Source organism: Dactylosporangium siamense, assembly GCF_016862795.1.
Lineage (GTDB): Bacteria > Actinomycetota > Actinomycetes > Mycobacteriales > Micromonosporaceae > Dactylosporangium > Dactylosporangium siamense.
Window position 1 is genome coordinate 35,517 of record NZ_BONQ01000117.1, and the last position, 24,529, is coordinate 60,045.

The 24,529-nt window shown below is 71.9% G+C and carries 28 protein-coding genes; 9 read left to right on the forward strand and 19 right to left on the reverse strand.

Features of this window, described 5'->3' with window-relative positions; translation table 11 throughout:
• The first annotated feature begins 123 nt into the window (after window positions 1-123).
• Entirely contained in the window at window positions 124-2,235 is a 2,112-nt protein-coding gene (locus Dsi01nite_RS58750) for a ThuA domain-containing protein (protein WP_308442122.1), read from the forward strand.
• Between the two features lie 84 nt (window positions 2,236-2,319).
• Complete coding sequence (locus Dsi01nite_RS36935; RefSeq protein WP_203851012.1) at window positions 2,320-2,937, forward strand: DUF998 domain-containing protein; 618 nt, start codon at window positions 2,320-2,322, stop codon at window positions 2,935-2,937.
• A 138-nt stretch (window positions 2,938-3,075) separates the two neighbouring features.
• Here Dsi01nite_RS36935 and Dsi01nite_RS36940 read toward each other — a convergent pair whose 3' ends face one another.
• From Dsi01nite_RS36940 to Dsi01nite_RS36960, 5 genes are all read right to left on the reverse strand, one after another.
• Window positions 3,076-4,779: a GMC family oxidoreductase gene (locus tag Dsi01nite_RS36940; RefSeq protein ID WP_203851013.1), complete on the reverse strand. Its 1,704-nt coding sequence runs from the start codon at window positions 4,777-4,779 to the stop codon at window positions 3,076-3,078.
• A 142-nt stretch (window positions 4,780-4,921) separates the two neighbouring features.
• Window positions 4,922-5,800, reverse strand: a complete 879-nt coding sequence (locus Dsi01nite_RS36945) for a hypothetical protein (protein WP_203851014.1) — start codon at window positions 5,798-5,800, stop codon at window positions 4,922-4,924.
• Window positions 5,797-6,345, reverse strand: a complete 549-nt coding sequence (locus Dsi01nite_RS36950) for a SigE family RNA polymerase sigma factor (RefSeq protein WP_203851015.1) — start codon at window positions 6,343-6,345, stop codon at window positions 5,797-5,799. The genes Dsi01nite_RS36945 and Dsi01nite_RS36950 overlap by 4 nt, the downstream gene beginning before the upstream one ends.
• An 8-nt stretch (window positions 6,346-6,353) precedes the next feature.
• On the reverse strand, window positions 6,354-7,298 hold the full coding sequence (locus tag Dsi01nite_RS36955) for a sigma-70 family RNA polymerase sigma factor (RefSeq protein ID WP_239136437.1): 945 nt from the start codon (window positions 7,296-7,298) through the stop codon (window positions 6,354-6,356).
• On the reverse strand, window positions 7,295-7,726 hold the full coding sequence (locus tag Dsi01nite_RS36960; protein ID WP_203851016.1) for a carboxymuconolactone decarboxylase family protein: 432 nt from the start codon (window positions 7,724-7,726) through the stop codon (window positions 7,295-7,297). The genes Dsi01nite_RS36955 and Dsi01nite_RS36960 overlap by 4 nt, the downstream gene beginning before the upstream one ends.
• Before the next feature lie 217 nt (window positions 7,727-7,943).
• Between Dsi01nite_RS36960 and Dsi01nite_RS36965 the strand changes: the two genes are divergently transcribed.
• Window positions 7,944-8,432 carry a hypothetical protein gene (locus Dsi01nite_RS36965; RefSeq protein WP_203851017.1) on the forward strand — a complete coding sequence of 163 codons (489 nt, stop codon included), beginning with the start codon at window positions 7,944-7,946 and terminating at the stop codon, window positions 8,430-8,432.
• A gap of 103 nt (window positions 8,433-8,535) precedes the next feature.
• Here the strand turns inward: Dsi01nite_RS36965 and Dsi01nite_RS36970 are convergent, their stop codons facing one another.
• Window positions 8,536-8,916, reverse strand: a complete 381-nt coding sequence (locus tag Dsi01nite_RS36970; RefSeq protein WP_203851018.1) for a hypothetical protein — start codon at window positions 8,914-8,916, stop codon at window positions 8,536-8,538.
• 158 nt (window positions 8,917-9,074) lie between these two features.
• Window positions 9,075-9,284 carry a hypothetical protein gene (locus Dsi01nite_RS36975; protein WP_203851019.1) on the reverse strand — a complete coding sequence of 70 codons (210 nt, stop codon included), beginning with the start codon at window positions 9,282-9,284 and terminating at the stop codon, window positions 9,075-9,077.
• 231 nt (window positions 9,285-9,515) lie between these two features.
• Between Dsi01nite_RS36975 and Dsi01nite_RS36980 the strand changes: the two genes are divergently transcribed.
• The 3 genes from Dsi01nite_RS36980 to Dsi01nite_RS36990 all read left to right on the forward strand — a co-directional run bounded on the left by Dsi01nite_RS36980 (window position 9,516) and on the right by Dsi01nite_RS36990 (window position 11,230).
• Window positions 9,516-10,022: a hypothetical protein gene (locus tag Dsi01nite_RS36980; RefSeq protein ID WP_203851020.1), complete on the forward strand. Its 507-nt coding sequence runs from the start codon at window positions 9,516-9,518 to the stop codon at window positions 10,020-10,022.
• 147 nt (window positions 10,023-10,169) lie between these two features.
• Window positions 10,170-10,811: a trimeric intracellular cation channel family protein gene (locus Dsi01nite_RS36985; RefSeq protein ID WP_203851021.1), complete on the forward strand. Its 642-nt coding sequence runs from the start codon at window positions 10,170-10,172 to the stop codon at window positions 10,809-10,811.
• Window positions 10,812-10,852: 41 nt separating this feature from the next.
• A complete protein-coding gene (locus tag Dsi01nite_RS36990; RefSeq protein ID WP_203851022.1) occupies window positions 10,853-11,230 on the forward strand; it encodes a VOC family protein in 378 nt (125 codons plus the stop codon).
• Between the two features lie 74 nt (window positions 11,231-11,304).
• On the opposite strand, the gene Dsi01nite_RS36995 is transcribed toward Dsi01nite_RS36990, so the two are convergent.
• From Dsi01nite_RS36995 to Dsi01nite_RS37005, 3 genes are read right to left on the reverse strand one after another with little or no spacing between them, the layout of a single operon-like run.
• Window positions 11,305-12,501, reverse strand: a complete 1,197-nt coding sequence (locus Dsi01nite_RS36995; protein WP_203851023.1) for a hypothetical protein — start codon at window positions 12,499-12,501, stop codon at window positions 11,305-11,307.
• 23 nt (window positions 12,502-12,524) lie between these two features.
• Window positions 12,525-12,812 (reverse strand): hypothetical protein, encoded by a 288-nt coding sequence (locus Dsi01nite_RS37000; RefSeq protein ID WP_203851024.1) that lies wholly within the window; start codon window positions 12,810-12,812, stop codon window positions 12,525-12,527.
• A 54-nt stretch (window positions 12,813-12,866) separates the two neighbouring features.
• Window positions 12,867-13,346, reverse strand: coding sequence for a WapI family immunity protein (locus Dsi01nite_RS37005; RefSeq protein WP_203851025.1), 480 nt, complete (start codon window positions 13,344-13,346; stop codon window positions 12,867-12,869).
• Window positions 13,347-13,492: 146 nt separating this feature from the next.
• Between Dsi01nite_RS37005 and Dsi01nite_RS37010 the strand changes: the two genes are divergently transcribed.
• Window positions 13,493-13,927: a cupin domain-containing protein gene (locus tag Dsi01nite_RS37010; protein WP_203851026.1), complete on the forward strand. Its 435-nt coding sequence runs from the start codon at window positions 13,493-13,495 to the stop codon at window positions 13,925-13,927.
• A gap of 94 nt (window positions 13,928-14,021) precedes the next feature.
• Here the strand turns inward: Dsi01nite_RS37010 and Dsi01nite_RS37015 are convergent, their stop codons facing one another.
• The 6 genes from Dsi01nite_RS37015 to Dsi01nite_RS37040 all read right to left on the reverse strand — a co-directional run bounded on the left by Dsi01nite_RS37015 (window position 14,022) and on the right by Dsi01nite_RS37040 (window position 19,939).
• Window positions 14,022-14,780 (reverse strand): C40 family peptidase, encoded by a 759-nt coding sequence (locus Dsi01nite_RS37015; RefSeq protein WP_203851027.1) that lies wholly within the window; start codon window positions 14,778-14,780, stop codon window positions 14,022-14,024.
• A 560-nt stretch (window positions 14,781-15,340) separates the two neighbouring features.
• Entirely contained in the window at window positions 15,341-15,907 is a 567-nt protein-coding gene (locus Dsi01nite_RS37020) for an aminoacyl-tRNA deacylase (protein WP_203851028.1), read from the reverse strand.
• 117 nt (window positions 15,908-16,024) lie between these two features.
• Window positions 16,025-17,008, reverse strand: coding sequence for an LLM class flavin-dependent oxidoreductase (locus Dsi01nite_RS37025; protein ID WP_203851029.1), 984 nt, complete (start codon window positions 17,006-17,008; stop codon window positions 16,025-16,027).
• Between the two features lie 133 nt (window positions 17,009-17,141).
• A complete protein-coding gene (locus Dsi01nite_RS37030) occupies window positions 17,142-18,935 on the reverse strand; it encodes an alpha-amylase family glycosyl hydrolase (protein WP_203851030.1) in 1,794 nt (597 codons plus the stop codon).
• A 12-nt stretch (window positions 18,936-18,947) separates the two neighbouring features.
• Complete coding sequence (locus Dsi01nite_RS37035) at window positions 18,948-19,493, reverse strand: YdeI/OmpD-associated family protein (RefSeq protein ID WP_203851055.1); 546 nt, start codon at window positions 19,491-19,493, stop codon at window positions 18,948-18,950.
• Complete coding sequence (locus Dsi01nite_RS37040) at window positions 19,493-19,939, reverse strand: VOC family protein (RefSeq protein ID WP_203851031.1); 447 nt, start codon at window positions 19,937-19,939, stop codon at window positions 19,493-19,495. The genes Dsi01nite_RS37035 and Dsi01nite_RS37040 overlap by 1 nt, the downstream gene beginning before the upstream one ends.
• Window positions 19,940-20,002: 63 nt before the next feature.
• Between Dsi01nite_RS37040 and Dsi01nite_RS37045 the strand changes: the two genes are divergently transcribed.
• Complete coding sequence (locus tag Dsi01nite_RS37045; protein ID WP_203851032.1) at window positions 20,003-21,061, forward strand: helix-turn-helix transcriptional regulator; 1,059 nt, start codon at window positions 20,003-20,005, stop codon at window positions 21,059-21,061.
• Here the strand turns inward: Dsi01nite_RS37045 and Dsi01nite_RS37050 are convergent.
• From Dsi01nite_RS37050 to Dsi01nite_RS37060, 3 genes are all read right to left on the reverse strand, one after another.
• The gene (locus Dsi01nite_RS37050) at window positions 21,034-21,966 is read right to left on the reverse strand and encodes an NHL repeat-containing protein (protein WP_203851033.1); all 933 of its coding nucleotides are present in this window, start codon (window positions 21,964-21,966) and stop codon (window positions 21,034-21,036) included. The genes Dsi01nite_RS37045 and Dsi01nite_RS37050 overlap by 28 nt on opposite strands.
• A gap of 243 nt (window positions 21,967-22,209) precedes the next feature.
• Complete coding sequence (locus Dsi01nite_RS37055; RefSeq protein ID WP_203851034.1) at window positions 22,210-23,322, reverse strand: LacI family DNA-binding transcriptional regulator; 1,113 nt, start codon at window positions 23,320-23,322, stop codon at window positions 22,210-22,212.
• A 7-nt stretch (window positions 23,323-23,329) separates the two neighbouring features.
• Window positions 23,330-23,617 carry a hypothetical protein gene (locus Dsi01nite_RS37060; protein ID WP_203851035.1) on the reverse strand — a complete coding sequence of 96 codons (288 nt, stop codon included), beginning with the start codon at window positions 23,615-23,617 and terminating at the stop codon, window positions 23,330-23,332.
• A gap of 80 nt (window positions 23,618-23,697) precedes the next feature.
• Between Dsi01nite_RS37060 and Dsi01nite_RS37065 the strand changes: the two genes are divergently transcribed.
• Entirely contained in the window at window positions 23,698-24,480 is a 783-nt protein-coding gene (locus Dsi01nite_RS37065) for a class I SAM-dependent methyltransferase (protein WP_203851036.1), read from the forward strand.
• Window positions 24,481-24,529: the final 49 nt, after the last annotated feature.

The window sequence follows — 24,529 nt, forward strand, 5'->3', positions numbered from 1 at the left end:
TTTTGTTGGTAAGCGGCAAAGTTCTGCTTGAAGCAGCGGAAGGTGCGTTCGGCGCGCTCCTCCTCTCCCGTGATCGCGATGGTCCCGCACAGACCCGCGATCCAGTCGGAAGGAGCACGTCACGTGCGTATACCCGGTTGGAAACTGATCGCCGCGACCGCCGTCGCGGCGATCGTCGCCGCGAGCGGCGCGGCAACCCCCGCGACCGCCGCCCCCGCGTACAAGATCCTCGTCTTCTCCAAGACGGCGGGGTTCCGCCACAGCTCGATCCCCAACGGCATCGCCGCCGTCCAGGCCCTCGGGACCGCGAACAACTTCGCCGTCGACACGACCGAGGACGCGGGGGCGTTCACCATGGCGAACCTCGCCCAGTACAAGGCCGTCGTCTGGCTCTCGACCACCGGTGACGTCCTCGACGCCACCCAGCAGACCGCGTTCGAGTCCTACATCCGCGCGGGCGGCGGCTACGTCGGCGTGCACGCCGCGGCCGACACCGAGTACAGCTGGCCCTGGTACGGCAACCTCGTCGGCGCCTGGTTCAGCTCGCACCCCGCGCAGCAGCAGGCGACGATCAAGGTCGAGGACCGCGCGAACCCCGCCACCGCGCACCTGCCGCAGACCTGGACGCGCACCGACGAGTGGTACAACTACCAGACCAACCCCCGCAGCACCGCCAAGGTCCTCATGAGCCTCGACGAGGGCTCGTACTCCGGCGGATCGATGAGCGGCGACCACCCGATCTCGTGGTGCAAGCAGTTCGACGGCGGCCGCTCCTGGTACACCGGACTCGGCCACACCGAGGCGTCCTACACCGAGGCGAACTTCACGAATCACCTCCTCGGCGGCATCAAGTGGGCGGCGGGCCAGGCCCAGGCCGACTGCCGCCCCGAAACCGGCTACCAGGCGCTCTTCGACGGCAGCCAGAACAGCCTCAACCAGTGGCGGCAGGCCGGCCCCGGCGGGTTCACGCTCGCCGACGGCACGCTCACCTCGTTCGGTGGGATGGGGCTGCTCTGGTACCCGGTGAGCCAGTTCTCCAACTACTCGCTGAAGCTCGACTGGCAGATGCCCGGCGACGACAACGGTGGCGTCTTCATCGGCTTCCCCGACCCCAACGGTGACCCGTGGGGCCCGGTCAACGCCGGCCACGAGATCCAGATCGACGCCACCGACGCCGACCCGTCCCGCACCACCGGCAGCGTGTACAGCTTCAAGGCGCCCGACACGGCCCTGCGCGCCGCGGCACTCAACCCGCCCGGCCAGTGGAACACGTACGAGGTCGGCCTCCACGGCCAGCGGGTCGAGATCTGGCTCAACGGCGTGAAGATCAACGACTACACCAGCACCCGGGCGATCCAGTCCGGCTACATCGGCGTGCAGAACGACGGCGCCGGCGCCGACATCTTCTACCGCAACATCCGGATCAAGACCGACGGCACGCCACCCGCCACCGACATCGCCCTTGGCAAGACCGCGACCGCGTCGTCCGTCGAGCCGAACAGCACCCTCGTCGCCGCGAACGCCGTCGACGGCAACGCCACCACCCGCTGGGGCAGCGTCCACGCCGACCCGCAGTGGTTGCAGGTCGACCTCGGCGCCTCGTACAACCTCAACCGGGTCCGGATCAACTGGGAGGCCGCGTACGCGAAGTCGTACCAGATCCAGACCTCACCGGACGGGAGCGCCTGGACCAACGTCTACACCACGACGACCAGCGACGGCGGTGTCGACGACGTGACCCTGACCGGCACCGGCAGATACGTGCGGGTGAACCAGACCCAGCGCGGCACGCAGTGGGGTTACTCGATCTGGGACCTCAACGTGTACGGCACGCCCGTCACCGGCCCCCAGTCGCTGTGCCGCAACTGCCCGGTGACGGTGTCGTCGGTCGAGTCGGGCAGCGCACACACCGGCGCGAACGCCGTCGACGGCAACACCGCGACCCGCTGGGGCAGCGCCTACGCCGACCCGCAGTGGATCCGGCTCGACCTCGGCGCGACCAGGTCCATCACCCGGGTCCGGCTCAACTGGGAGACGGCGTACGGCAAGGCGTACCAGATCCAGACCTCGCCGGACGGCAACACCTGGACGAACATCTACACGACGACCACCGGCGACGGCGGCATCGACGACCTCACGGTCACCGGCTCCGGCCGGTACCTGCGGGTCAACGGCACCCAGCGCGGCACCCAGTGGGGCTACTCGCTCTGGGAACTGGAGGCCTTCGGCTCCTGACGCCTGAGGCTGGCACCTGAGGCTGGCACCTGAGGCTGGCACCTGAGGCTGGCACCTCTGCGACTGGCGCGCATACTCCTGGGCATGCGTGGTTCGAACGGTTCGGTGCGGTGGTTCGCGGTGGTCTCCGCGGCCACCGCACCGGTCCTGCTCATCGGGGGTTGGACGGTCGCCGCCGCACTCCAACCGTCCGGGTTCGACGCACTCAGGGACACGATCAGCGCACTCGCCGGCCACGGCGCCTCGCACCGGTGGGTGATGACGCTCGCGCTGCTCGGGCTCGGCGTCTGCCATTGCGTCACGGCCCTGGGCCTGCGCACCGTCGCGACCCCGGCCAGGGCCATGCTCGCCGCCGGCGGTGCCGCCACCGTCCTCGTCGCCGCGTTCCCGCTGCCCCGGACCGGCTCGTCCGGGGCGCATCAACTGGCGGCGACGGTCGCGTTCGCCTGCCTCGCGCTCTGGCCCGCGCTGAGCCGCGTCCCGGGCAGCGCACCCCAGCCGGTCCCGCCGGTCCTGATGCGGGTCGCGACCGGCGTGCTGGTCACGCTCGTCGTGATCTTCTGCGGAGCGCTCGCCGCCGGTGTACTGGTAGGGCTCGCCGAACGGGCAGCCGCCGGCGCCCAGTCGCTCTGGCCTTTGGCAACGGTCCTCGCTCTCCATCCCAGAACCCGTGCCGCCCTGGGACTGACTCGCGCCGGTTGACTCCTGCCCCTGCTGCTTCGTGGCCTGCCGCGTTCGTGGCTCTGCAGCTCGTGGCTCCGCGGTTTGTGGCTCCGTGGTTCGTGGCTCTGCGGTTCATGACGTGTCACAGCCCGTGGCGTGCCGCTGCTCAGCCGCTGCTCACTGGCCCGCCAGGATCAGGTCGGCGGCCTTCTCCGCGACCATGTACACCGGCGCCATCGTGTGCCCGCGGTTGATCGCCGGCAGCACCGAGGCGTCCACCACCCGCAGCCCGGCCAGCCCCCGCACCCGCAGCGAAGGGTCGACCACGGCCCCGTCGTCGGTGCCCATCCGGCACGTGCCGACCGGGTGGTACAGGGTCTCCGAGTGCCGCCGGATCGACTCGGCCAGCCCGTCGTCGTCGAGGACCCCCGTGTACGGCGCCATCGGCGCACCGACGAACGGCGCCAGTGCCGAGGACCGGGCGATCCGTTCGGCCACCCGTACACCCCAGATCAACCGCCGCAGGTCGGCCTCGTCGCCGAGGTAGCCCGGCTCGATCACCGGCTCCGCGGCTGTCGGACCGGCGATCCCCACCGTCCCGCGGCTGCGCGGCTGCAGTAGCACGACCCCGATCGTCAACCCGTGCGCCGGCGGCGGCACCATCCCGTGCTCGACGAACGGCACCGGCGCGAAGATCAGCTCGATCTCCGGTGGCGTACCGGGGTCGGGGGCGATGAACGCGACCGCCTCCGCGATGTTCGACGACAGCATCCCGGTCCGCCCGAACAGGTACCGGGCGACACTGCCGAGCGACTCGGCCGCGAACATCGTGATCGGCTGCGGGCACGTGACGACGACCCCGGTGGACAGGTGGTCCTGCAGGTTCGTCCCGACGCCGGGCAGTTCGTGCAGCGGCTCGACCCCGGCGGCCCGCAACACGTCAGGGTCGCCGATGCCGGACAGCTGCAGGATCTGCGGCGTGTTCACGGCGCCGGCGCACAACAGCACCTCCCGCTGCGCCGTCACCTCCCTGACCGCGCCACCACGATCGTGATCGCGGTACGACACCCCGATCACCCGCCGCTTCGCCGCCTCGCCCGTCTTGGCCGGCGTCTTGGCCGGTGTCTTGGCCGGTGTCGCCGCCCTGGCCGGCTCGGACAGCCGCAACCGGTCGACGATCGCGCCGGTGCGCACGGTCAGGTTCGGCCGCCGCCGCGCCGGTCGCAGGTACGCGTCGGCGGCGCTGAACCGGGCACCCCGGTGCTGCGTCACCGGGGTGCGGGAGCAGCCACTGTTGTCGGGACCGTTGAGGTCGGCCGTCGCCGGGATCCCCTCGGCGACGCAGGCCTCAAGGAACGCGGCCGTGATCGGGTTCGGACTGCGCAGCTCGTCGATCCACAGTGGACCATCGGTGCCGTAGGTCCCGTGAGCGCCGCTCTCAGCGCCACTGCTGCCGCCGCTGCCGTCGGTGCTCTTGACGCCGACGCGGCGTTCGATCCGCTGGAAGTACGGCAGCACCTCGGCGTAGGACCAACCTTCGACGCCCCACCCGTCGTAGTCCGCGGCGCAGCCACGGATCCACATCTGCGCGTTGATCGAGGTCGACCCGCCGAGGGTCTTGCCCCGGGGCCAGAACAGCTCCCGGTCGGCCAGCCGTGGCTGCTTGACGGTGCGGTAGTTCCAGTCGTACGGCGTGGCGAACAGCTTGCTGAACGCCGCCGGGATCCGGATCTCCCTGGCCTTGTCCGGCCCACCGGCCTCCAGCAGCAGCACGGTCGTGCCCGGGTCCGCGGAGAGCCGGTTGGCCAGCACACAGCCGGCCGGACCGGCCCCCACGATCACATAGTCGAACGCGGTCCGTTCGAAGTCCTCAGCAGGCATGGCGGGCCTCCTTGGCAACCGACCATACGCCGACTTCACCCTCCGGGGGAGGCCCGATCACCCGCTGTTCGTGTGCTGCTCCGACCCCCTGGGTCGCGCCCAGCTTTCTACCCGCTGGTCCGCGCCCGGCCCTTGCGCGCCGTCATCCCGGGCCAACGCCGCCCTCGGGCAGCGACGCCACGACCGTGCCCGCCGCGTCGGTCGCGACCAGGTTCCGCACGTCCACCGGCGATACCGCGGGTACCCGCAGCCACCAGGCGTGCACGGCGGGGTTTTCCGGCCACGCGGCGACCTTCGCCTTCGTCGGGACGCCGTCGATGGTCAGGGTCACGGCCGTGACGTCCCCGACGACGTAACCGGTGAAGAACCGGTCCGGATGGGAGCCGACATCCCAGCCCGCGTGGAAGCCGACGTCCCCGGGCCCGGTCCCGGTCACGTCCGGGTCGTTGGTGATGCCCATGAGGTCCAGCTTCCCGTCCGGCCCGCGCTGCCCGACCGCCTGCACGAACCGGCTGTCGTACACCGCGAACCAGATCGCGAGTGTCCCACCGGCGACCGCCTCGCCCGTGTCGATCGTGGTCACCGGCCCGACGACGGCGTACCCGGGGTAGCCCTCGCTCGACGCGCCCGCTGAGGGCCGGCCCGCGGCTCCGGCTGTCGCCGGTGGCGCACCGACCGTCGCCCCGCCACCGGACCCGTTGCCGGACCCGCCGCTGAGGCCTGCACCGAGGGCCCCACTGAGGATCCCGCCGGTGGTGCCGCCCGCGACGAGCAGGACCGCCGCGGACGCGACCCCGATCCGGGTCCGCCGCCGCCGTGCCCCCCGCCGGCGGAGCTCCTCAAACGTGACCCCCAACCGGTCCGGCGCCGCCGCCGCGACATCGGTGAGCCGGCCCGCGAGCCGCTCGTCGAGGAACGGCAGCGTATCGACGGGCCCGTTCCTTGCCGGCTCGTTCCTTGCCGGCTCGTTCCTTGCTGGCCCGTTCCTTGCCGGCCCGGTGTTTCCAGGTTCAGTGCTCATGACAGTTCTCCCTGGGCAGTGCGAACAAAGGGGCGTTCCTCCCGCAGCGCCGGGCTGACCCGCAGCTTGGCGAGGGCCCGCGAGCACACCGACTTGACCGTTCCGACGCTGACGCCGAGGGTCTGCGCCGTCTGCTGCTCGGACAGGTCGACGTAGTACCGGAGCACGATCGCGGCCCGTTCCCGCCGGGTCAGCGACTGCAACGCGGCGACGAGCGCGGCCCGGTCCTCCACGGCACCATGACCGCCGTCATGACCACCACTGAGATCGCCACGGTGATTGCCACGGTGATTGCCGTCGTGGAGGTCGGCGCGCGGCTGTTCCCGCCACGGGCGCCGGCGCAGCCAGTCCGTGTGCAGGTTCACCATGATCCGGCGGGCGTAGCTGAGCGCGTCGTCGTGACGGACCCGGTGCCACGCGCCGTACGTCCTGATCAGCGTGCTCTGCGCGAGATCCTGCGCCTGGTTTGCGTCGCCGGTCAGCAGCCAGCCGAGCCGCAACAGCGGCTTGGCCGCCGCGGCGGCGAACTCGTCGAAGTCGCGCATACCCTCTACTACGAGCGTTCCCCGCCAAAGGTTGAGAGCTTCGCCGGATTCGCGATTCGGAACAGGTCCTGGATCCGCCCGTCGACGACGTTGACGCACATCGTGTACCGGTAGTTCGCGTTCACGAGCAGCGCGTACTGCCCGTTGACCCCGGTCGGGACGGCGGTGAACGGCCGGGGACCGTCCGGGGTGTGCCGCCGCATGACGGCGACGAAGAACCGCACCACCTTCGCCCGGCCGCGGATCGGGTTCGGTCCCGTCCGCACCCTGCCGCCGCCGTCGTTCCAGGCGACCACGTCCTCGTGCAGCAGCTGCTCGAGGCGTTCGACGTCACCGTCGCGGGCAGCCGCGACGAACCCCTCCAGGAGCCGCGTGTGCTCCGCCGGGTCGGCGCTGAACCTGGCCCGGCCGGCGAGCGCGGCACCCGCCCGGTGGTGCAGCTGCCGGCTGTCTTCTTCGCTGCGGTCCAGGATCGCGGCGATCTCCGTGTAGGGCAGTTCGAACGCGGTCCGCAGCACGTACACGGCGCGCTGCGGTGGTGTCAGCCGCTCCATCAGGTGCAGCACCGCGATCGACAGGTCCGACGTGTCGATCAGGTCAGCCGCGTCGATCGGGTCGGATGCGCCGGCCAGGTTGGATGCGCTGGGCAGGTGAGATGTGCTGAGCAGGTTGGATGCGCCGGCCAGGTTCCGTGGTCCGGTGTTGATCGGCTCCGGCAGCCACGTCCCGACGTACTCCTCCCGCCGGCCCTGCCGGGCGCGGAGCGCGTCGACGGCGAGCCGCGTCACCACCCTGGTCAGGTAGCGGCGCGGCTCGACGACGTCGGACCGGTCGGCGCGGGTCCACCGCAGGTACGCCTCCTGCAGCACGTCCTCGGCGTCATGCAGCGTCCCGAGCATCCGGTACGCCAGACCGAGCAGCATCCGCCGGTGCGCGAGAAACTCCTCGTTCACGCGGTCGCTGGCGGTTGGCTCCTGGTTGACACTGCGAGACGGTTCCACACGTTGATCGTCGCAATGACCATGAGAAGGTCCGCAACCCCCTTCGTGCCGTAGTGCTCGACGGCGGTGTCCCAGACGTCGTCCGGGACGCCGTGCTCACCGAGCCGGGTGACGTGGTCGGTGAGGTCGAGGGCGGCGCGTTCCTTGTCGTCGAAGAACGGCCCTTCCCGCCACGCCGAGACCGCGAACAGCTTCCGGCTGTCCTCGCCCTCGGCGAGCGCCTCCGTGCTGTGCATGTCGACGCAGAACGAGCATCCGTTCAGGATCGACGCCCGGAGCTTGAGCAGGTGCAGCAACGCCGGGTCGACGTGTGCCCTGATGTACTGCTCCAGGCCGCGCACCGCCCGGTACGCGTCGGGGTTGATTTCGCTGAGCGACATTCGTTGCTTCATACAGTGACGACGGCAGACCCCGCCCGGAACGTGACAAGTGCGGTCCCGGCATCGGTGTGGCGTGCGCCACGGACCCGCTGACCTCGCCGCCGTCGCAGAGTGGGTCGCAGGGTGGGTCGCCGGTGGGCGGCGGGCGGGCGGCGGGCGGGCGGCGGGCGGGCACTGTCGCCGGTGGGCGATCGGGCAGGCACTAGGGTTCGATGGTGTGGACACCACCCGCACCCCGTCAGGCTGGCGACACCTGCCGCCACCGGCCCGGGCGATCGCGACCGCCGCAGCAGCCGCCGTCGAGGCAGCCCAGGGCCGCGACAAGGAGGCCTTCGACGTGGCCGTCGAGCAGCTCGCCGCCCTCGACGGCGAGCAGGTCGGCCTGGTGCTCGGCGCCGTCGTGCGCACTCTGCTCGAGGACCTGCACCCCGACGGCCTCGACGGCGACGACGTGCGCGCCGCGCTGGAGCACGCGGTGCGGTCCGCGGCCGAATGGCAGGACGTCGACCCGCAGGTCATGGTCGTGCTGCTGGTCGGCGCGCTCGGCGTCCAGGACGACAACGACGACGAGGGCCGCCCGTCACCGCAGGCCCTGGCGAGGCACGCCCCGCTGCTGCTCGCCGACCTGCTGCTGACGCGGCCGTTCCCGCGGTACCTGCAGGCGGCGTTCACCGAGATCGAGCGCGCGCAGACCCAGGACCTGTAACGAGCTCCGCCATGCGCTGTCGGCCGGCGCTGTCAGCCGGCGCGGTCGGCCGGGCGGCACCGGCCAGCGCTGCCGGCCGGTGGTGTCGGCCGGTGTTGCGGTGTCAGCTGGTGCGGAACCCGGACCGGAACCGGCGGAAGAACCCGCCTTCGTAGGGCAGCGCCGGTCCGGGCGGCGGCGCCACCGGCCGCTGCCGGGCCACGGGCCGGTCGTACTCGGTGCGGGCGATCGCGTCGACGACCTGCGCCTCGGTGAAGTGGTCCGAGCCTTCGATCATCGGCACGTACCCGACGAGCATCCCGTCCCGCATCACCTGTGCCTCCAGGCCGGCGGTGCCGTCGGTGTCCCAGACGGCGCTGCGTCCGTCCGGCAGTGCGATCCGCACGCCGAACGCCGACAACCCCGCCTTCGCCAGTTCCAGATGCGCGGGTACGCCCCGCTCCCGCAGCGTGTCGACCACCCGCCGTGCCTTGTGCTCATCCATGCGCCGAAGCTAACGCGCCCCGCTGGAAGTGAACCGGGAGGACGCCGTGAGCCGGCTTGGACCGGGCCGCCGCTGGTCGTACCCGGGAGACAGCACTGAGAAAGCACTGAAGCCGGTGCCCTGACGGAGGCACCGGCTTCACGTCTGACCCGGAGCCGCTACTTCGAGGGCTCCGGCAGGGCGCAGTTGATCTTCGGGTTGACCCCGAGGTAGTTCAGCGGGCCGGCGACGATCGTCACGAGGATCGTGCCGGTCTTCGCGCAGTTCGTGTCCTCGCTGTCGAAATAGCCGCGTTGCCCTGCCGCGATCACGCCGATGATCAGCCAGATGACGAGGATGACCCCGCCGATACCGGATCCTCTGCCCACGGGACTGCCTCCATCTATCGAACGAACTCGTCTTCTTCGAATCGACGGTTGGATACCCCGCAGCCCCTGTGACGCAAACCCGCCCGGTGATCTTCCTCGCTGTCCGGTTGGCAGCAATGGGGGAGTCAGGGCGGCGGGCCTGCTCGTACGGTTCCACTCGTCCTGATCCACCGGGACACAGCACCTGAATCAGCACAGCACCTGAATCAGCCTTTGAAGGAGCCACCAGATATGAGCGACGACTACACCCCGTTCACCACCGACCTCGACGGTGACGGCGTCGAGGACCAGGCCGTCATCTACACGACCGACGACGGCGCGAACGTCATCGTCGGCGACCTCGACGGCAACGGCGAGGCCGACTTCGCCGCCCTCGACGAGGACGGCGACGGCGTCTACGAGCAGTCCTACAACGCCCTCACCGGCGAGTACACCGACCTGACCGCCGAACCGACCGACACGGCCGACTACGACGGGTCAGGCGGCAACCTCGACGGCGACATCTCCCAGTACGACACGGCCGGCTACGACGGCTCCGGGGGCAACCTCGACGGCGACGTCAGCGGCGGCATGGCCACGGCGGCGGGCACCGTGTCCGAGGCCGACACCGACACCGAGCCCGCCGACACGGGTGACGCCGCGAGCTCCGGGACCGGCGGTTACTACGACGCGGCCGCGGTCTCCGACATGATGGCGATGCAGCACGAGACGAACATGGCGGTCATCAACAACATCTGACGCTGAGCACGCCGGGCGTGCCGTATACAGAACGTGCCGTATCAAGCGGGCGTGGCGCCGTGTGGCGCCGCGCCCGTGTCACTGCCCGGGGTAGCCGTCCCGGGCAACCGTTCCCGATCCACCTTCCCGCGCCGCTGGAGCACAACCGTGTCAGAGCTCAGCCTGCTGCTCGTCGTCGACCTGGTCGGCATCGCCGTGTTCGCCGCCTCGGGCGCGACCGCCGGTGTGGCGAAGCGGCTGGACCTGTTCGGGGTGGTGTTCGTCGGGTTCATGGCCGCGCTCGGCGGCGGCATCCTGCGCGACGTGTTCGTCAACGTGCAGCCGTTCGCGTTCGTCGACTGGCGGTATGCGGCCGTCGCCGTGGTCACGTCCGCGGCCACGTTCTGGCTGCATCCGACGGTCAGCCGGCTGCACTGGACGGTCCTGGTCCTCGACGCCGCGGGGCTCGGCCTGTTCACCGTGACCGGCACGTTGAAGGCGCTCGACGCCGGCATCCCGCCCGTCGGCGCCTGCATCATCGGCATGATCACCGGGATCGGCGGCGGTCTGATCCGGGATCTGCTCACCGGGGAGATCCCCACCGTGCTGCGGCGCGAGATCTACGCCGTCGCGGGGCTGCTCGGCTGCGCCTCGGTCGCAGCCCTGGACGCGGTGCACACGCAGCGCCCCGTGAGCATCGCCCTGGCCGCGGTGCTCGTCTTCGTCCTGCGGATGGTCGCGCTGCGCCGCAACTGGTCCGCGCCGACCGCACCGACCGCACCGACCGGACCTCAGAACCCGGGCGAGTGATCCTGACACAGGATGGCAGGATCACGCGGCAGGATGAGGGCATGTCTGGATTCGCCACGCTCATCATGGTCAACATCGACTGCGCCGAGCCGCCGGTGCTCGCCACCTTCTACAGCGAGGTCCTCGGCTGGGACGTGACCCACACTCAGGCCGAATACGCGATGATCAGCGACGGCACCACGTCGATCGGGTTCGGTCAGATCGAGGGCTACACCGCGCCGACCTGGCCCGACCCGGTCGACGCGGCCCCGGTGCCGAAGCAGTTCCACCTCGACTTCTACGTCGACGACCTCGCCGACGCCGAGGAACGCGCGCTCAAGCTCGGCGCGACCCGCCCCGACTTCCAGCCCGCGCCCGACCGGTACCTGGTCCTGCTCGACCCGGCCGGTCACCCGTTCTGCGCCTGCCTGCGCTCATAGCGGCTGGCAGGCGGCTGGCAGGCGGCTGGCAGGCGGCAGGCAAGCGGCAGGCAAGCAGCAGGCAGCGGGCAAGCTCAGCGGGTCAGTGACGACGACGACACCGACGGGGGCCGGGCGCCGAGGAAGAAGATGCCGGGGAAACCCTGCGTCTCGAACCCGGCGCTCGGGTTCTTCCGCAGCGTCGAACTCTCGATCGACATCGTGCCGGTGCGGTCGTTGCTGACGAAGAACACCGCCCCGCCGCCCTCGTTCGCCTTGTTCTGCTCGACGAGCGTCCCGGCGAGCCGGACGGTGAACAGGTTGCCGTCGCAGTAGATCGCGCCGCCGCTGCCGCCGCCCGGCGTGCCGGCCCGGGCCGGGTTGGCGCCCTTGCCGACCGCCGAGTTGTACGACAGCACGCTGTTCAGCACCACCCACGACACCCCGATGCTGCTCAGCGCGCCGCCGTTGGCGCACACGCCGCCCTGGCCGGAGGCGCCGCCGAAGGTGCTGCCCACGACGTACACCGGCTGGTTGTGGAACTGGCTGAGCACCCGGATCGCGGCGCCGCCGAGATCCGGCCCGTTCTGGTCGCAGCGGTTGCGCACGAAGCGCGAGTTGACGACCTTGAAACGTCCGCCGCGCACGAAGATCGCGCCGCCCCCGCCGCCCTCCGCGGTCTCGCCGGTCGAGTTGCCGTCGGCGAACGTCAGGTTCTGCACCGTCAGCGACGGGTGGTCCTGGTCCTGGCAGTGCGACGTGGTCCAGCCCTGCTTCTGGTCGCACGTGTTCATGTACAGGATGCGCCGCCGGCCTTCACCGCTGAGCGTCACCTTGCCGCCACCGTCGAGCACGATCTTCGCGCCCTGCACGTTCTTGACCTTCGCGGTGGCCTTCATGGTGATCGTCACCGGCTCCGGCCCGCAGCTGAACGTGATGATCCCGCCCGCCGCGACCGCCGACACGACGGCCTCGGAGGTGCAGCTGCCCGGGGTGCCGTTGCCGACGACCCTCGTCGGTTTCGACGTGTCGACGGCCCGTGCCTCCGCCGGGACCGTGGCCCGGCCGCTGGGGTTGCCGTAGTTCGCTGGGGGCGCCGCCGCGGCGCTGCTGCTCGTGGTCGCGTTCTGCGTCGCCGGTACGGACGGCGCACCGCTCTGCGTCGACCCAGCCCCGCTGGCGGCCTGCGCGGCACTGCTGCTCGTGGTCGCGGTCTTGCCCGGCGAGCCACCACAGCCGGCGAGCGCGAGAACGACGGTCGTCAGTGCAGCAGCCGCGGTGCGTCGTCGCATCCGGCGATCCTACGACTCGCCCCCTACCTCGGCGGGTTCGGTGCGCTGTCGCGGGCCGCCGTCGCGTATCCGATGAACTCCTGGAACCTGGCGAACTGCACCTGGTCCAGGGTCAGGGTCGTGCCGCCGAGGACCTGCTCGCCGTAGCTGAGCCCGACCTGCACCTTGAACCGGTCACCCTTCGGCTTCACGTAGACGCCGAGGAACGCGACGTGGTAGCGCTGCGCGTCCTGACCGTGCCGCCGGAAGATCTCCAGAACCCGGCCGTCGAGGACGAGAATGTGGTCGTCGTGCACGAACTCGATCGCCATGCGGCGAAGATAACCGAGCCTGTCACGGCGCCCTGCCGTTCGGTCCTGTGCCGGTCAGCCGCTGACCTGCCGTTCCCAGTCCACGGCCGCCGCTTCGAGGGTTCCGGGGTCGAGGTCGAGCGTCACCGGGTAGTCGTAGGTGCGGTCGCGCTCCTCGCCGAGCCACGGCGGCGCCGCCGCCAGGGAGAACCCGACCGTGACGCGGGGCTGGAGGTGGTCGTGCTCCTCCAGGGTGAACGTGAGGCTCGGCGACGCGAACGCCAGCCGGTCCGGCAACTCCAGCCTGCCCTTCGCGGCCCGCAGCAGCCAGCCGCCGAGCTCCGCCGCCTCCGCGGCCGTCAGGCACGCGTCACGGAACGTCCACGCCCGCCCGTCCCCGGCGTCGACGACCCCCTCGACCACCAGCAGCACCGGTTGCGGGGCCGGCACCGGGTCACGTGCCGGGTCGACTGCCGGGTCAAGGGCCGGTTCCAGTGTCGTGCGGTCGACGACGCGGAGTTCGACGGTGCCGCCGCCCGGTGCTTCCAGCTTCACGACCTCAACCTCACGACCTGCATGCAGCCAGCATCGCAAGCGAGCAGCCCGAGCGCACCGGACGTTCGGCCGGACCGCTGCACTGCTCTCCCTGACTGCCCTCCCTGACTGCACCCCCAGCCGCCGACGGCCGCTACCGTGGCGGGATGACGACGAGACCGCGGCTGGCGGAACTGCTCGACATGGCGCCGCACCCCGAAGGTGGCTGGTTCCGGGAGACGTGGCGCTCCCCGGTGACGTTCGCCCCGGACGGCTACGACGGCCCCCGCAACGCGGCGACCGCGATCTACTTCCTGCTGCACCCGGGCGAGGAGTCGGCCTGGCACGTGGTCCGCTCCGACGAGCTCTGGTTCTGGCACTCGGGCGGTCCGCTCGCGCTGCGCCTCGGCGGCTCGGGTGACCGCCCCGGCGACGGCCCGACCACGCTGCTGGGTGGCGACGTCGCCGCGGGGGAGCGCCCTCAGGTGCTGATCCCCGCCGGTGTGTGGCAGGCCGCGACCCCGACGGGCATCGAACCGGTCCTCGTCAGCTGCGTCGTCGCCCCCGGCTTCGACTTCGCCGACTTCCGCCTGGCACCCTGACCGTCGGCGCGCGACGCTGAACGGTCCACGCAGAACGGTCCACATCGGACGATGCTGCTACCCGATGTGGACCGTCTGATGTGGACCGCCTGGGTCAGCCGACCCGCCTCGCGAAGCTGAACGCGTAGATCGGCGAGATCTTCACGCCGCCGCGCTCGGTCGAGGCGTGCACGATCCGCCCGCCGCCGATGTAGATGCCGACGTGGCCCGCCGCCGGGAACACCAGGTCACCGGGGCGCAGCTCACCGCGGCCGACCGGCCGGCCGACCCCGGCGAGGGCGCCGGTCTGGTGCGGCAGGGAGATCCCGACCCGCCGGTACGCCGCGGCGACCAGCCCCGAGCAGTCGAACCGGTCGGGCCCGACGGAGCCGTACCCGTACCCCTTGCCGACCTGAGCGAGCGCGAACCCGACCACCCCACCCCCGCCGTCGGCGAACCCACCGCCGTTGCCCCCGGCGGGCGCCGTGATACCTGGGACACCTGGTGTTGTGATACGCGGTGTGGCGCGTGTCTTGCGTGGTGTCGCGGCGCGTGTGGTCGACGTGCGCTGCCGCCCGGGCCCGGTCCGGGTCGTGGCCGGCCGCGCCCGGTCGGCCTTCGCCGCCGGTCGGGCCCGCTTCCCGGTCCGTGCGGCGGCCGCCCCCGCGGCGGTCGCCGATGTGATCCCCACGCCCTCGGCCTGGTTGCTGCCGGCGCTGCCGGCCGGTTGCGCGGCGCCACCGGGCTGGTTCGCCGCTCCGGCGACCGCCATCCGGGCCCGCAGCGCGTCCCGGCTCGCGGCCCGTATCTCGCGGAGTTCGGCGCGCTCGTCGACCGTGGTAGTCCGGTGGTACGCGAGCGAATGAACACCCACCGGTGGTTCGGTCGTGCTGACCCAGGTGCGGTGACCCGTTGTCTCGTGCTCTACGGAACTGTGCGCCGGCGCGCTTCCGGCGACGCTGCACAGCACCACGCACAGCATGGTGCCGACACCACTGCGCAGATTGGTCCGGAGGCTGGTCCGGAAGCTGGTCCGGAGACTGGTCCGAAGGCCGGTCCGGAAGCTGGTCCGGAAGCTGGTCCGGACGTGGCTACTGCCGTTGACGCTCGATGTGTTCGCCGTGATGACGCTGCGGCGGACCGCCGCGCCGGGACGGCGTAATGGATGTGTGGACAGTGCGACTCCCCGCTAGGCCCGGGGCTCTCCTGCGCTCTCCGGTGACCCCGCCGCGTCAGGCACGTCGCACGTGCGCTGCCACGGTCTGGGCCGCGCCTTCCGGACGGTGAACCGCCGGGCCGCGCATGCCGGAAACCCGGGCAATGATGGTGGCCAGTGCCACATTCCCACAGTTTCCCGAGGAGTCCGGCTTTTTGCGCAAATTGCCATAGGCGCGGACTTTTCCGTCCAGACCGGCCGGGAAACGCGTGGATCGATCAACCAGAGACTGGCAGCTCCGCGTCGGACACGTCCGCGACCGTTGCCCGCAGCACCCCGACGGCCGCAGCGGCGTCGACGGCGAGCGCGACGCCGTGCCGCCCGCCGCCGAGCGTGATCTCCCGTCCGAGGATCCGTTCGTCGGCGATCACCGGCCACGCCGTCGTCGAGCCGAACGGGGTGATCGTCCCGCGCTCGTACCCGGTCGCGTCGCGGGCGGTCGCCGCGTCCGGCATCGACAGCCGGTTGACCCCGAGGAGCCCGCGCAGCTTCGGCCAGGAGATGACCCGGTCGCCGGGCACGAGCACGAACCGGTAGTCCCCGTCGCCGACCCGCACCACGATCGTCTTGACGACGTCGGGGACCGCCACCCCTCGCGCCACCGCGGCCTCGGCGAGGCTGCGGACCGGTCCGTGCTCGACGACCCGGAACGCGATCCCACTGTCCTCGACCGCCGCGACCGCCGGATTCCCGGCCCCAGCAGTCCCAGCAGGCCCAGCAGGCCCAGCAGTCCCAGCAGTCCCAGCAGGGTCCGGCGTCGACTCCGGACCGGAATTCGAGGACACAGGCACTCCGTTTCGTCGGTGTCCGCCACGGTACGCCCACCGCCGCACCCGCCCAGACCAGCCCGACGAGCCAGACCAGCCCGACGAGCCAGACCAGCCCGACGAGCCAGACCAGCCTTATGCGACGAGCGGCCGCACCCGCTCCGCCACGAACCGCATGAACCCCTCGGGGTCCGGGTCGTCCGGGGTCGGCTGGAGGACCACGGTGTCCGCGCCCGCGTCCGCCCACCGGCTGACCGCGTCGGCGACGGCGTGCGCGTCCCCGACCACCGACACGTCCTGCCCGTCGCGATACCCCCAGCGGACCCGTTCCGCCGCCATCCGCTCGGCGGCGCCGTCACCGGTCGCGGCGTGCAGGTACACGATGACCGGATGCGGTGCGCTCCGCCCGGCTGCCTGCCGTCCTTCGTCGATGAGCCGCCGCGCCGCCCTGACCGTGTCGACGTCGGTGCCACCGCTCAGGATCGTCCCGTCGGCGACCTCCCCGGCGAGCCGCAACGTCTTCGGCCCACCGGCCCCGACCAGCACCCCCGGGTTCAGCACCGCACCGTCCACCCCAGCCTCGCCACCACCCCCGGCAGCTCCAGCAGACCCGGCAGCTCCGGCAGACCCAGCAGACCCGGCAGCCCGGGCAGCGCTGACAGACGCCTCCGTCGGCGGCCAGTCGAGCGCCACCCCGTCGAGCCGCACGTACCTGCCCTGGACGCTGAGCCGCTCCCCGGCCAGCAGCGCCCGCAACGCCGTCACGTATTCGCGCAGCAGCGTGACCGGCGACTCGGCCCGCGCTCCGACCTGCCCCATCCAGTCCTGCACCCCGTGCCCCACCCCGATGAGCGCCCGCCCCGGGAACAGCCGGAACAGCGTCGCCAGCTCCATCCCCGTCAACGCCGCGTTGCGCAGCGGGACGGGCAGCAGCCCAACCCCCACCCGCAGCCGCTCCGACCACGCGAGCGCGGCCGCCGCGGTCGCCACCCCGCTCTCGAGGAAACAGTCCTCCCACAGCCACAGCTCTTCCAGCCCGCTCTCGTCAGCGGCGCGGACCACGGCGCGCAGCCGCTCGGGTGGCAGCTGCGGCACGAACACGGCACCCAGAGTCGTCATCCCGCCATGCTGCCAGCCGCATGATCGAAACGACCACCCGTCATCCCGAAACGCCCCGCAGCCGGCCCCGCAGCCGGCCCCGCAGCCGGCCCCGCAGCCGGCCCCGCAGCCGGCCCCGCAGCCGGCCTCGCAGTCAGCCCGCAGCCTCGTACATCACGAACCCCGCCGCGGGCACCGTGAGCAGCACCGCCTTGCCGTTGCGCGCCTCCACGGGCACCGTGCCACCGACGACACCGGCATCTGTGGAGTACCGGCAGGTCAGCGTCGAGCCCTCCGCGTGCAGGCCGTCGTCGACCGTCACCCACGCGGTCCGCGCCTCGAACGGGTCGGTGTTGACCGCGAGCACCACCTCATGGTCGGCGAAGATCCGCGACCACGGCACCACCGACCGCAGCGCCCCGGGGAAGCCGGCTCCGAGCAGCCGCGGCAGCCCGAACCCGACCCCGTCACCGGAGATCTCCCGCAGGTACTGCCGTCCCCGCCGCAACGCCGGGACCCGGCGGCGCAGGGCGAGGATCTTGGCCAGTTCCACGTACACCGGGTGGGTCTCGTCGAAGGCGTGCCGGCCGCGGCTGCGGAACGGCCCGAAGGACCCGCCGAACATCGCCTCCCGGATGTACCGGTCGTTGCCGCCCCGGCCGTCGAACAGCTGCTCGCTGCCGTAGTAGACGCACGGGATGCCGAGGGTCGTCGCGTTGAGCGCGAGCGCCGCGAGCGCCAGCCGCCGGCCCAGGTCGTCGGCGGCGAAGCGCGCCTTCGACGGTCCCTTGCGCACCTGGTCGTGGTCGTCGTACCCGGTGACGACCCGGTCCCGGAACCACGCGTGCGAGTCGACGCCGACCTGCAGCGAGTTGCGGAACAGCGCGAAGTACTCCGCCGGGTCCCGAGCGCCCTTGACCGTCCACTCGAGGCGGTCCTGCACGTCGGCGAGGCCGAGCGCGGCGTCCATCCCGGTCGACTGCAGGGTCCGCACCGCGAACGCGCGGTCGCCGGTGATCTCGGCGATGAGGGCGAAGCGTTCCTTGCCGATCGACTGCGCGAACTCGTGGATCGCCGAGGCGAAGTACCGGGCCGCGCCCTGGTCCATGTGCTTGACGGTGTCGACCCGGAACCCGTCGAGGTCGGCGTACGCGATCCAGTACTGATACGCCCGGGTCAACGCGATCAGCGCCGGCGACGGCCGGTACCCGTCGGGGTCGCCGGATCCCAGGTGGATGTCCTTCAGCTCGTCGAAGTCGCCCTCCACGTATTCCGGGAACCGGTCCCAGTCCACGATGCGCCCCTTGCCGGTGAAGGTGCCGGGCCGCTGCAGCTCCAGCGGCCACACCCCGTCGGGACGCAGACCGCGCACCGGGTACGGCTGCCCGGTCCACAGCGGCACCACGTCGGGTTCGTACGCGAACACGTCGCCGGCGTGGTTGAGCACGATGTCGAGGACGACCCGGATCCCGAGCCGGTGCGCCTCGGCGACCAGGTCGCGCAGGTCCTCGCCGGTGCCGAAGTGCGGGTCGACGGCGAGGAAGTCGTAGGTGCCGTAGCCGTGGTACGTGCCGGCGCCCGGCACCTGGCGCAGGATCGGGCTGACCCAGACGGCGGTGACGCCGAGCCGGCGCAGGTAGCCGAGCTTGGTCCGCAGCCCGGCGAGGGTCCCGCCGACCCATCCGCCCCCGGCCGCCCGCCACGCCGCCGCCGACTCCTCGCCGGCGACCGGCGGCACCGCGTTGCCGTGGTCGGCGGCGCCCAGCAACGGGGTGCCGCCGGTCGCCCGCGAGCCCGCGTTGTCGAGGTAGCCGTCCTCCTGCCCGTCGGAGAACCGGTCGACGAGCAGGAAGTACAGCACCTCGTCCTCCCGCGCCGCCGGCGACGGGTGGAAGACCCGGTCGGTCAGCGCACGGAAGTCGATGTCCAGGACGCTTCTCGGCTCCATCGGACCACCGTCTCACGCCGCCAGCTGTTTGAGGATCGCCTTCACCCGGGTGGCCCGGCCGGCCGCCGTGCGCAGCTTCAACAGGTTCAGGATCAGCAGGTACCGCTCGGTGCCCGGCAGCGCGTCGAACGCCGCCCGGGCCCGGCCGTCGGCGGCCAGGGCCTCGGCCAGGTCGGGCGGGACGGTGGCGTTGCGCTGCGACGGGTACGCCGCCGCCCACCGCCCGTCCGCCTGGGCCTTCGCGACCTCGGCCAGGCCCGCGGGCCGCATCCGGCCGGCCGCGGTCAGCGCCTCGACCTTCGCCACGTTGACCTGCGACCAGGTGCTGCGGGGGCGGCGCGGCACGTACCGCTGCAGGAAATGACGATCGTCGAACCCCTTGCGCTGCCCGTCGATCCACCCGAAGCACAGGGCCACGTCCAGCGCCTCCTCCACTGAGAGGCTGGCGACGCCGCTGCCCTTCTTGCCGACGAGGATCCATATTTCGGGGGATTCGCCATGGTACGAGGTGAGCCACGCCTCGAACGCGGCCGTGTCGGCGAACAGGACCGGTTCCATCAAGCGTTCACGATCTCCAGGTAGTGGGCTTTCAGGTAGTGAGCGTTGTGCATGATGCCGACGATGTTGCCGAACGGGTCGGTGACCGCGGCCGTCACGAAGCCGTGCCCGCGCTCGGTGATCGGCTGCAACGGTGTCGCACCCATCGAGGTGAGCCGCTCCAGGGTGCCTTCGAGGTCGTCGACGTGCCAGTACATGAAGGCGCCGGCGGGAGCGACCGAGACGTCGTGCGGCGCGTACCGGCTGTCGACGATGCCGATCTCGTCCTGGTGGTCGCCGATGCGGAACTCGGTGTAGCCGGGCCGTTCGAAGTAGGGCTCGATCCCGAACAGTTCCGCGTACCACCGCGTGGCGGCGGCGTGGTCGGCGGCGAAGAAGCTGAGGGTGGCGAAACCGCGGAAGCCGCTGGTGGCTCTGCCGGTGTTGTTGCCAGTGTCGTTGCTCATGGGTACGACGCTATCGGCCATTGCGGAAAGCTACGTTCCGCAATACCTGGCAGACTTCGAGCAATGTTGGAGACCTCGGCGCGGCTGCTGCGGCTGCTGTCGTTGCTGCAGAGCCGCCGCGACTGGTCCGGCACCGCCCTCGCCGACCGGCTCGCCGTCACCACCCGGACCGTCCGCAACGACATCGAGCGGCTGCGCAGCCTCGGGTACCACATCGACTCCAGCACCGGCCCGACCGGCGGCTACCGCCTCGGCGCGGGGGCCGCGACACCGCCGCTGCTGCTGGACGACGAGGAGGCGGTCGCGGTCGCCGTGGGCCTGCGCGCGGCGGCCGCCGGGTCCGTCACGGGCCTGGAGGATCCCGCGCTGCGGGCGCTGATCAAACTGGAGCAGACCCTCCCGCCCCGGCTGCGCCACCGCGTCGACGCGCTGCGCTCGGCGACGGTCTCGGCGGCCGGGGGAGGCCCGACGGTCGACGCGGCGCTGCTGACCGCCCTCGCCGCGGCGACCCGGGACCACGAGCGGATCACCTTCGACTACAAGGACCGGCGCCGCCTGGCCGAGCCGCACCGCCTCGTCTACACGGGCCGGCGCTGGTACCTGCTCGCCTGGGACGTGGACCGCGGCGACTGGCGCACGTTCCGCGCCGACCTCGTGGTGCTGCGCGAATCACCGGGCGGGCCACGGCGGTTCGCGCCCCGCGAGCCACCCGGCGGCGACGCCGTCGCGCACGTGCTGCGGGGGGTCGCGTCGACGGCGTGGCGGGTGCCGGCCCGCATCCGGTTGCACGCGCCGATCGCGGACGTGACGGCCCGGCTGGCGTCGACGGCCGGGTTGCTCACCCCGACCGGCGACGCCACCTGCGAGTTGGAGACCGGCGCCGACAAGCTCATCGACCTGGCAGGATTCCTGGGCTCGATCGGGTTCGCCTTCACCGTCCTGGACCCGCCCGAACTCCGCGACCTGCTCCGCGACCTGGCGGCCCGGTACCAGGCCGCCGTTTCGGGAGGCACCGTTTCGGGAGGCACCGTTTCGGGAGGCACCGTTTCGGGAGGCACCGTCTCGGGAGATGCAACCGCCGGCTCAGGCGCGGATCAGGCCGGCACCCGCACGATCGAGTAGGTGTCGGTCGGGGCGGGTGCGGGTAGGTTGAAGCGGGCGTTCACCGCGTACAGCGACCCGCCGAACCCGGCCACGGTCGCCGGGATGTCGAACTTCGGATGCGTGATCTCCTCGACGAGCGTCGCGGCGCGCAGATCATGCCCGAGCCGGAACTTGGCGATGACGTTGAAGAAGTTGCGCACGACGTACAGGTGCGGCCCGCGCAGCAACAGTCCGTCGCCCTGGAGCACGCTCGCGCCGCCGAGGTCGACCTGCGTGGCGGTCCCGCGGCGGGGGTCGAACGCGAACAGCCGGTCGGCGAGCATCTGCACGACGAGCAGCCGCCCGTCGGGGGTGGCCTCGATGCCGTTGTTGAACCCGTCGGCGTCGCCGAGCCCACCCGGCAGCGGGATCGTGCGCACCGCCGACTGCCCGGGCAGCCTGCCGAGCGGGCCGAGCGGCACCTCGTAGAGCACCGGCTGGTACGAGTCGGTGAAGTACGCGGCCCGCCCGGTGACCACGACGTCGTTGACGAAGGTGCCGCCGAACGCGTATTCGGCGAGGACCCGGCCGCTGTCCCCGTCGTAGACCGTGGCACCACCCCCGCCGGCGCCGGCCACCCACAGCCGCCCCCGGTGGTCGTGTTCGAGCCCGAGCGCCTGCTTCCCGGCCGCGCCGGCGACGAACGTGGCGCCCCTGCCCGTGGCCAGGCTGCCGCGGTACACGGCGCCGTCGGCGAGTGACCCGACGTAGAACGTGGTGCCCCGGCCGGTGGCGATCCCCTCCGGCTGCCAGCCGTCGGGCAGGTCGATCACCTCGGGAAACGCGGGGCCGCCGGCTGTGTTCGGGCCCGCGTTCGCGGTGCCGGGCAGGGCGATCGCGGCGGCGACACCGGCGGCGCCGGCGAACAGTGTGCGTCTGTGCATGAGGTCCTCCCCGTTTCAAGATCTCACCGGACCCCGCCATCCTATCGGCGTGAATCGATTGATCTTGTCCCTCGGGGATTTGCTGGCGTCATTTCTTGGTCTGTTCCGCGGTCACGCCTTTCCCGGTCACGCCCTTTTCCCGGTCACGCCCCTTTTCCGGTCACGCCGACGCGTCGGTCCGCTCAGTCCGTCGGTCGGCTCAGTGCGTCGGTCAGGTCAGTGCGTCGGTCAGGTCAGCGTCGGTCACGTCAGTGCGGTGGTCGACCGTTCGATCAGGCGGGTCGGCAGCACGACCCGCCGGGCCGGGCCGTCGTCGCCGTCGAGCCGGGCCAAGAGCAGCCGCGCGGCGTGCCGGCCCATCTCCTCCGGGTCGTGCGCGATGACGCTCACCCCGAGCACGTCACCGAGGTCGAGCTCGTCGAACCCGATCAGTGCCGTGCCTTTGCCGGCAGCGCTGTTGCCGGCAGCGCTGTTGCCGGTGGCGGCGTCCTTGTCGGTGGCGGCGTTCCTGTGTGTGGCGGTGTCCCGGTGTGTGGCGGCGTCCTTGTTGGTGGCGGCGAACGGCGTGTGCCCGATCGCCCGCAGCGCGCCGGTCGTGATCCGGTTGTTGGTGGTGAACAACGCCGTCGGCGCCGGGTCCCGGGCCAGCAGCGCCCGGACCGCCCGCTCGGCCTTGTCGACGTCGTGCGCGTCTTCGAGGAGGTAGTCGCGCCAGTCGGCGACGCCGGCCGCCTCCATCGCCTCCGCGAACCCCTCGACCCGGTCCTGGTGGGTGCTCAACCGCGACAGGTCCCCGACGATCCCGATCCGCCGGTGCCCGCGCTCGAGCAGGTGCTCGGCGGCGCGTTTCGCCCCGCCCCGGTTGTCCAGCAGCACCGCGTCCGCGGTCAGGTCGACCGGCGGCCGGTCCACGAACACGAACGGGCTCCCGTGCCGCCGCTCCGCGGCCAGGTGCCCGTGCTCGGCCATCGTCGAGGCGACCACGAGCCCCCGGACCCTGCGTTCGAGCAGCGAGTCCGTGAGCCGGCGCTCCCATTCCGGGTTCTCGTCGGTGCTGGCGGTGATCAGCTGCAGCCCGTGCATGCGCAGCTCCCGTTCGAGCCCGCTGGCGAGCCGCGAGTAGAACGGGTTGGCGAGGTCGCCGCTGAGCAACCCCACGAGCGTCGAGGTGTTGCCGCCGCGGCGCAGCTCCCGGGCGGTCCGGTTCAGCCGGTACCCCAGCTCGTCGGCGGCGCTCTGCACCCGCGCCTTGGTCTCGACCGCGACGTACCCTTCGCCGCTCAACGCGCGCGACGCCGTCTTGACCGACACGCCCGACAGCGCCGCCACTTGTGCCAGGCTCGGCCGGCTACTCATCGGAGGATTATGGCAGCAACCCGCGCGGGAGGTCGCCGCGGACGCCGGTCCTCATCGTCGCGAGCCGCAGCCGCAGCCGCCCCGGCTCCTGGCGGTGCTGGTCGTCGCCGCCGCCGGGAAGTGGCGACAGGCCGGTCCCATCGGCCGTCGCCAGCGTCCGGGCCCGCCGGTCCCAGACGTCGGCGAGGGTCGCCATCTCCTCCCGGTCGAACCGGCGGGCGTCGGCCGCCAGCTCACCGATCCGCGTCACCAACCTGTCCAGCAGCACCCCGAACGCCGCGGCCGCACCAGCCATCCCATGTCTCCCCGTGTGGTTGCCGGGCCCAACCGTCTTGCTGCCGGCCCGCATTGTTCCTGCGTCCTACTGTGACGGTCATGGTGCACGAGGTCTGGGCGAAGGGCGACGCCTACGAGGCGTACGTCGGTCGATGGAGCCGTCCCGTCGCGGCCAGATTCCTGCGATGGCTGGCCGTGCCGCCGGGCCGGCGCTGGCTCGACGTCGGCTGCGGCACCGGCGCTCTCACCGGGACGGTCCTGTCCGCCGCGGCGCCGGCCGAGGTGACGGGCGTCGACCCGTCCGAGGGGTTCCTCACCACGGCCAGATCGCGGCTCGCCGCGCGCTTCATCACCGGCGACGCCCGTGCCCTGCCGGTCCCGGACGCGTCCGTCGACGTGGTCGTCAGCGGGCTCGCCCTCAACTTCGTGCCCACCCCCGCCGAGGCGGTCGCCGAGTTCACCAGGGTCGCCGCCTCCGGCGGCCTCGTCGCCGCGTACGTCTGGGACTACGCCGACGGCATGGCCATGATGCGCCACTTCTGGGACGCCGCGACCAGCCTCGACCCGTCCGCCGCCGCCCTCGACGAGGGCCGCCGCTTCTCGATCTGCGACACCGCCACGCTGAGCGACCTGTGGTCCACCGCCGGCCTGTCCGACGTCACGACCCTCCCGATCGACACGACGGCGGTCTTCGCCGACTTCGACGACTACTGGACCCCGTTCCTCGGCGGCGCCGGCCCCGCCCCGAGCTACGTCGCGTCGCTGTCCACCGAGCACCGCGACACGCTGCGCGACCTGCTCCGCGAGCGCCTGCCCCGAGCCGCGGACGGATCGATCTCGCTCCTCGCCCGGGCCCTTGCGGTCCGCGGAACAGCCGCCTGAGCCGCAGCGCGCCTGAGCCGCAGCGCGCCTGAGCCGCAGCGCGCCTGAG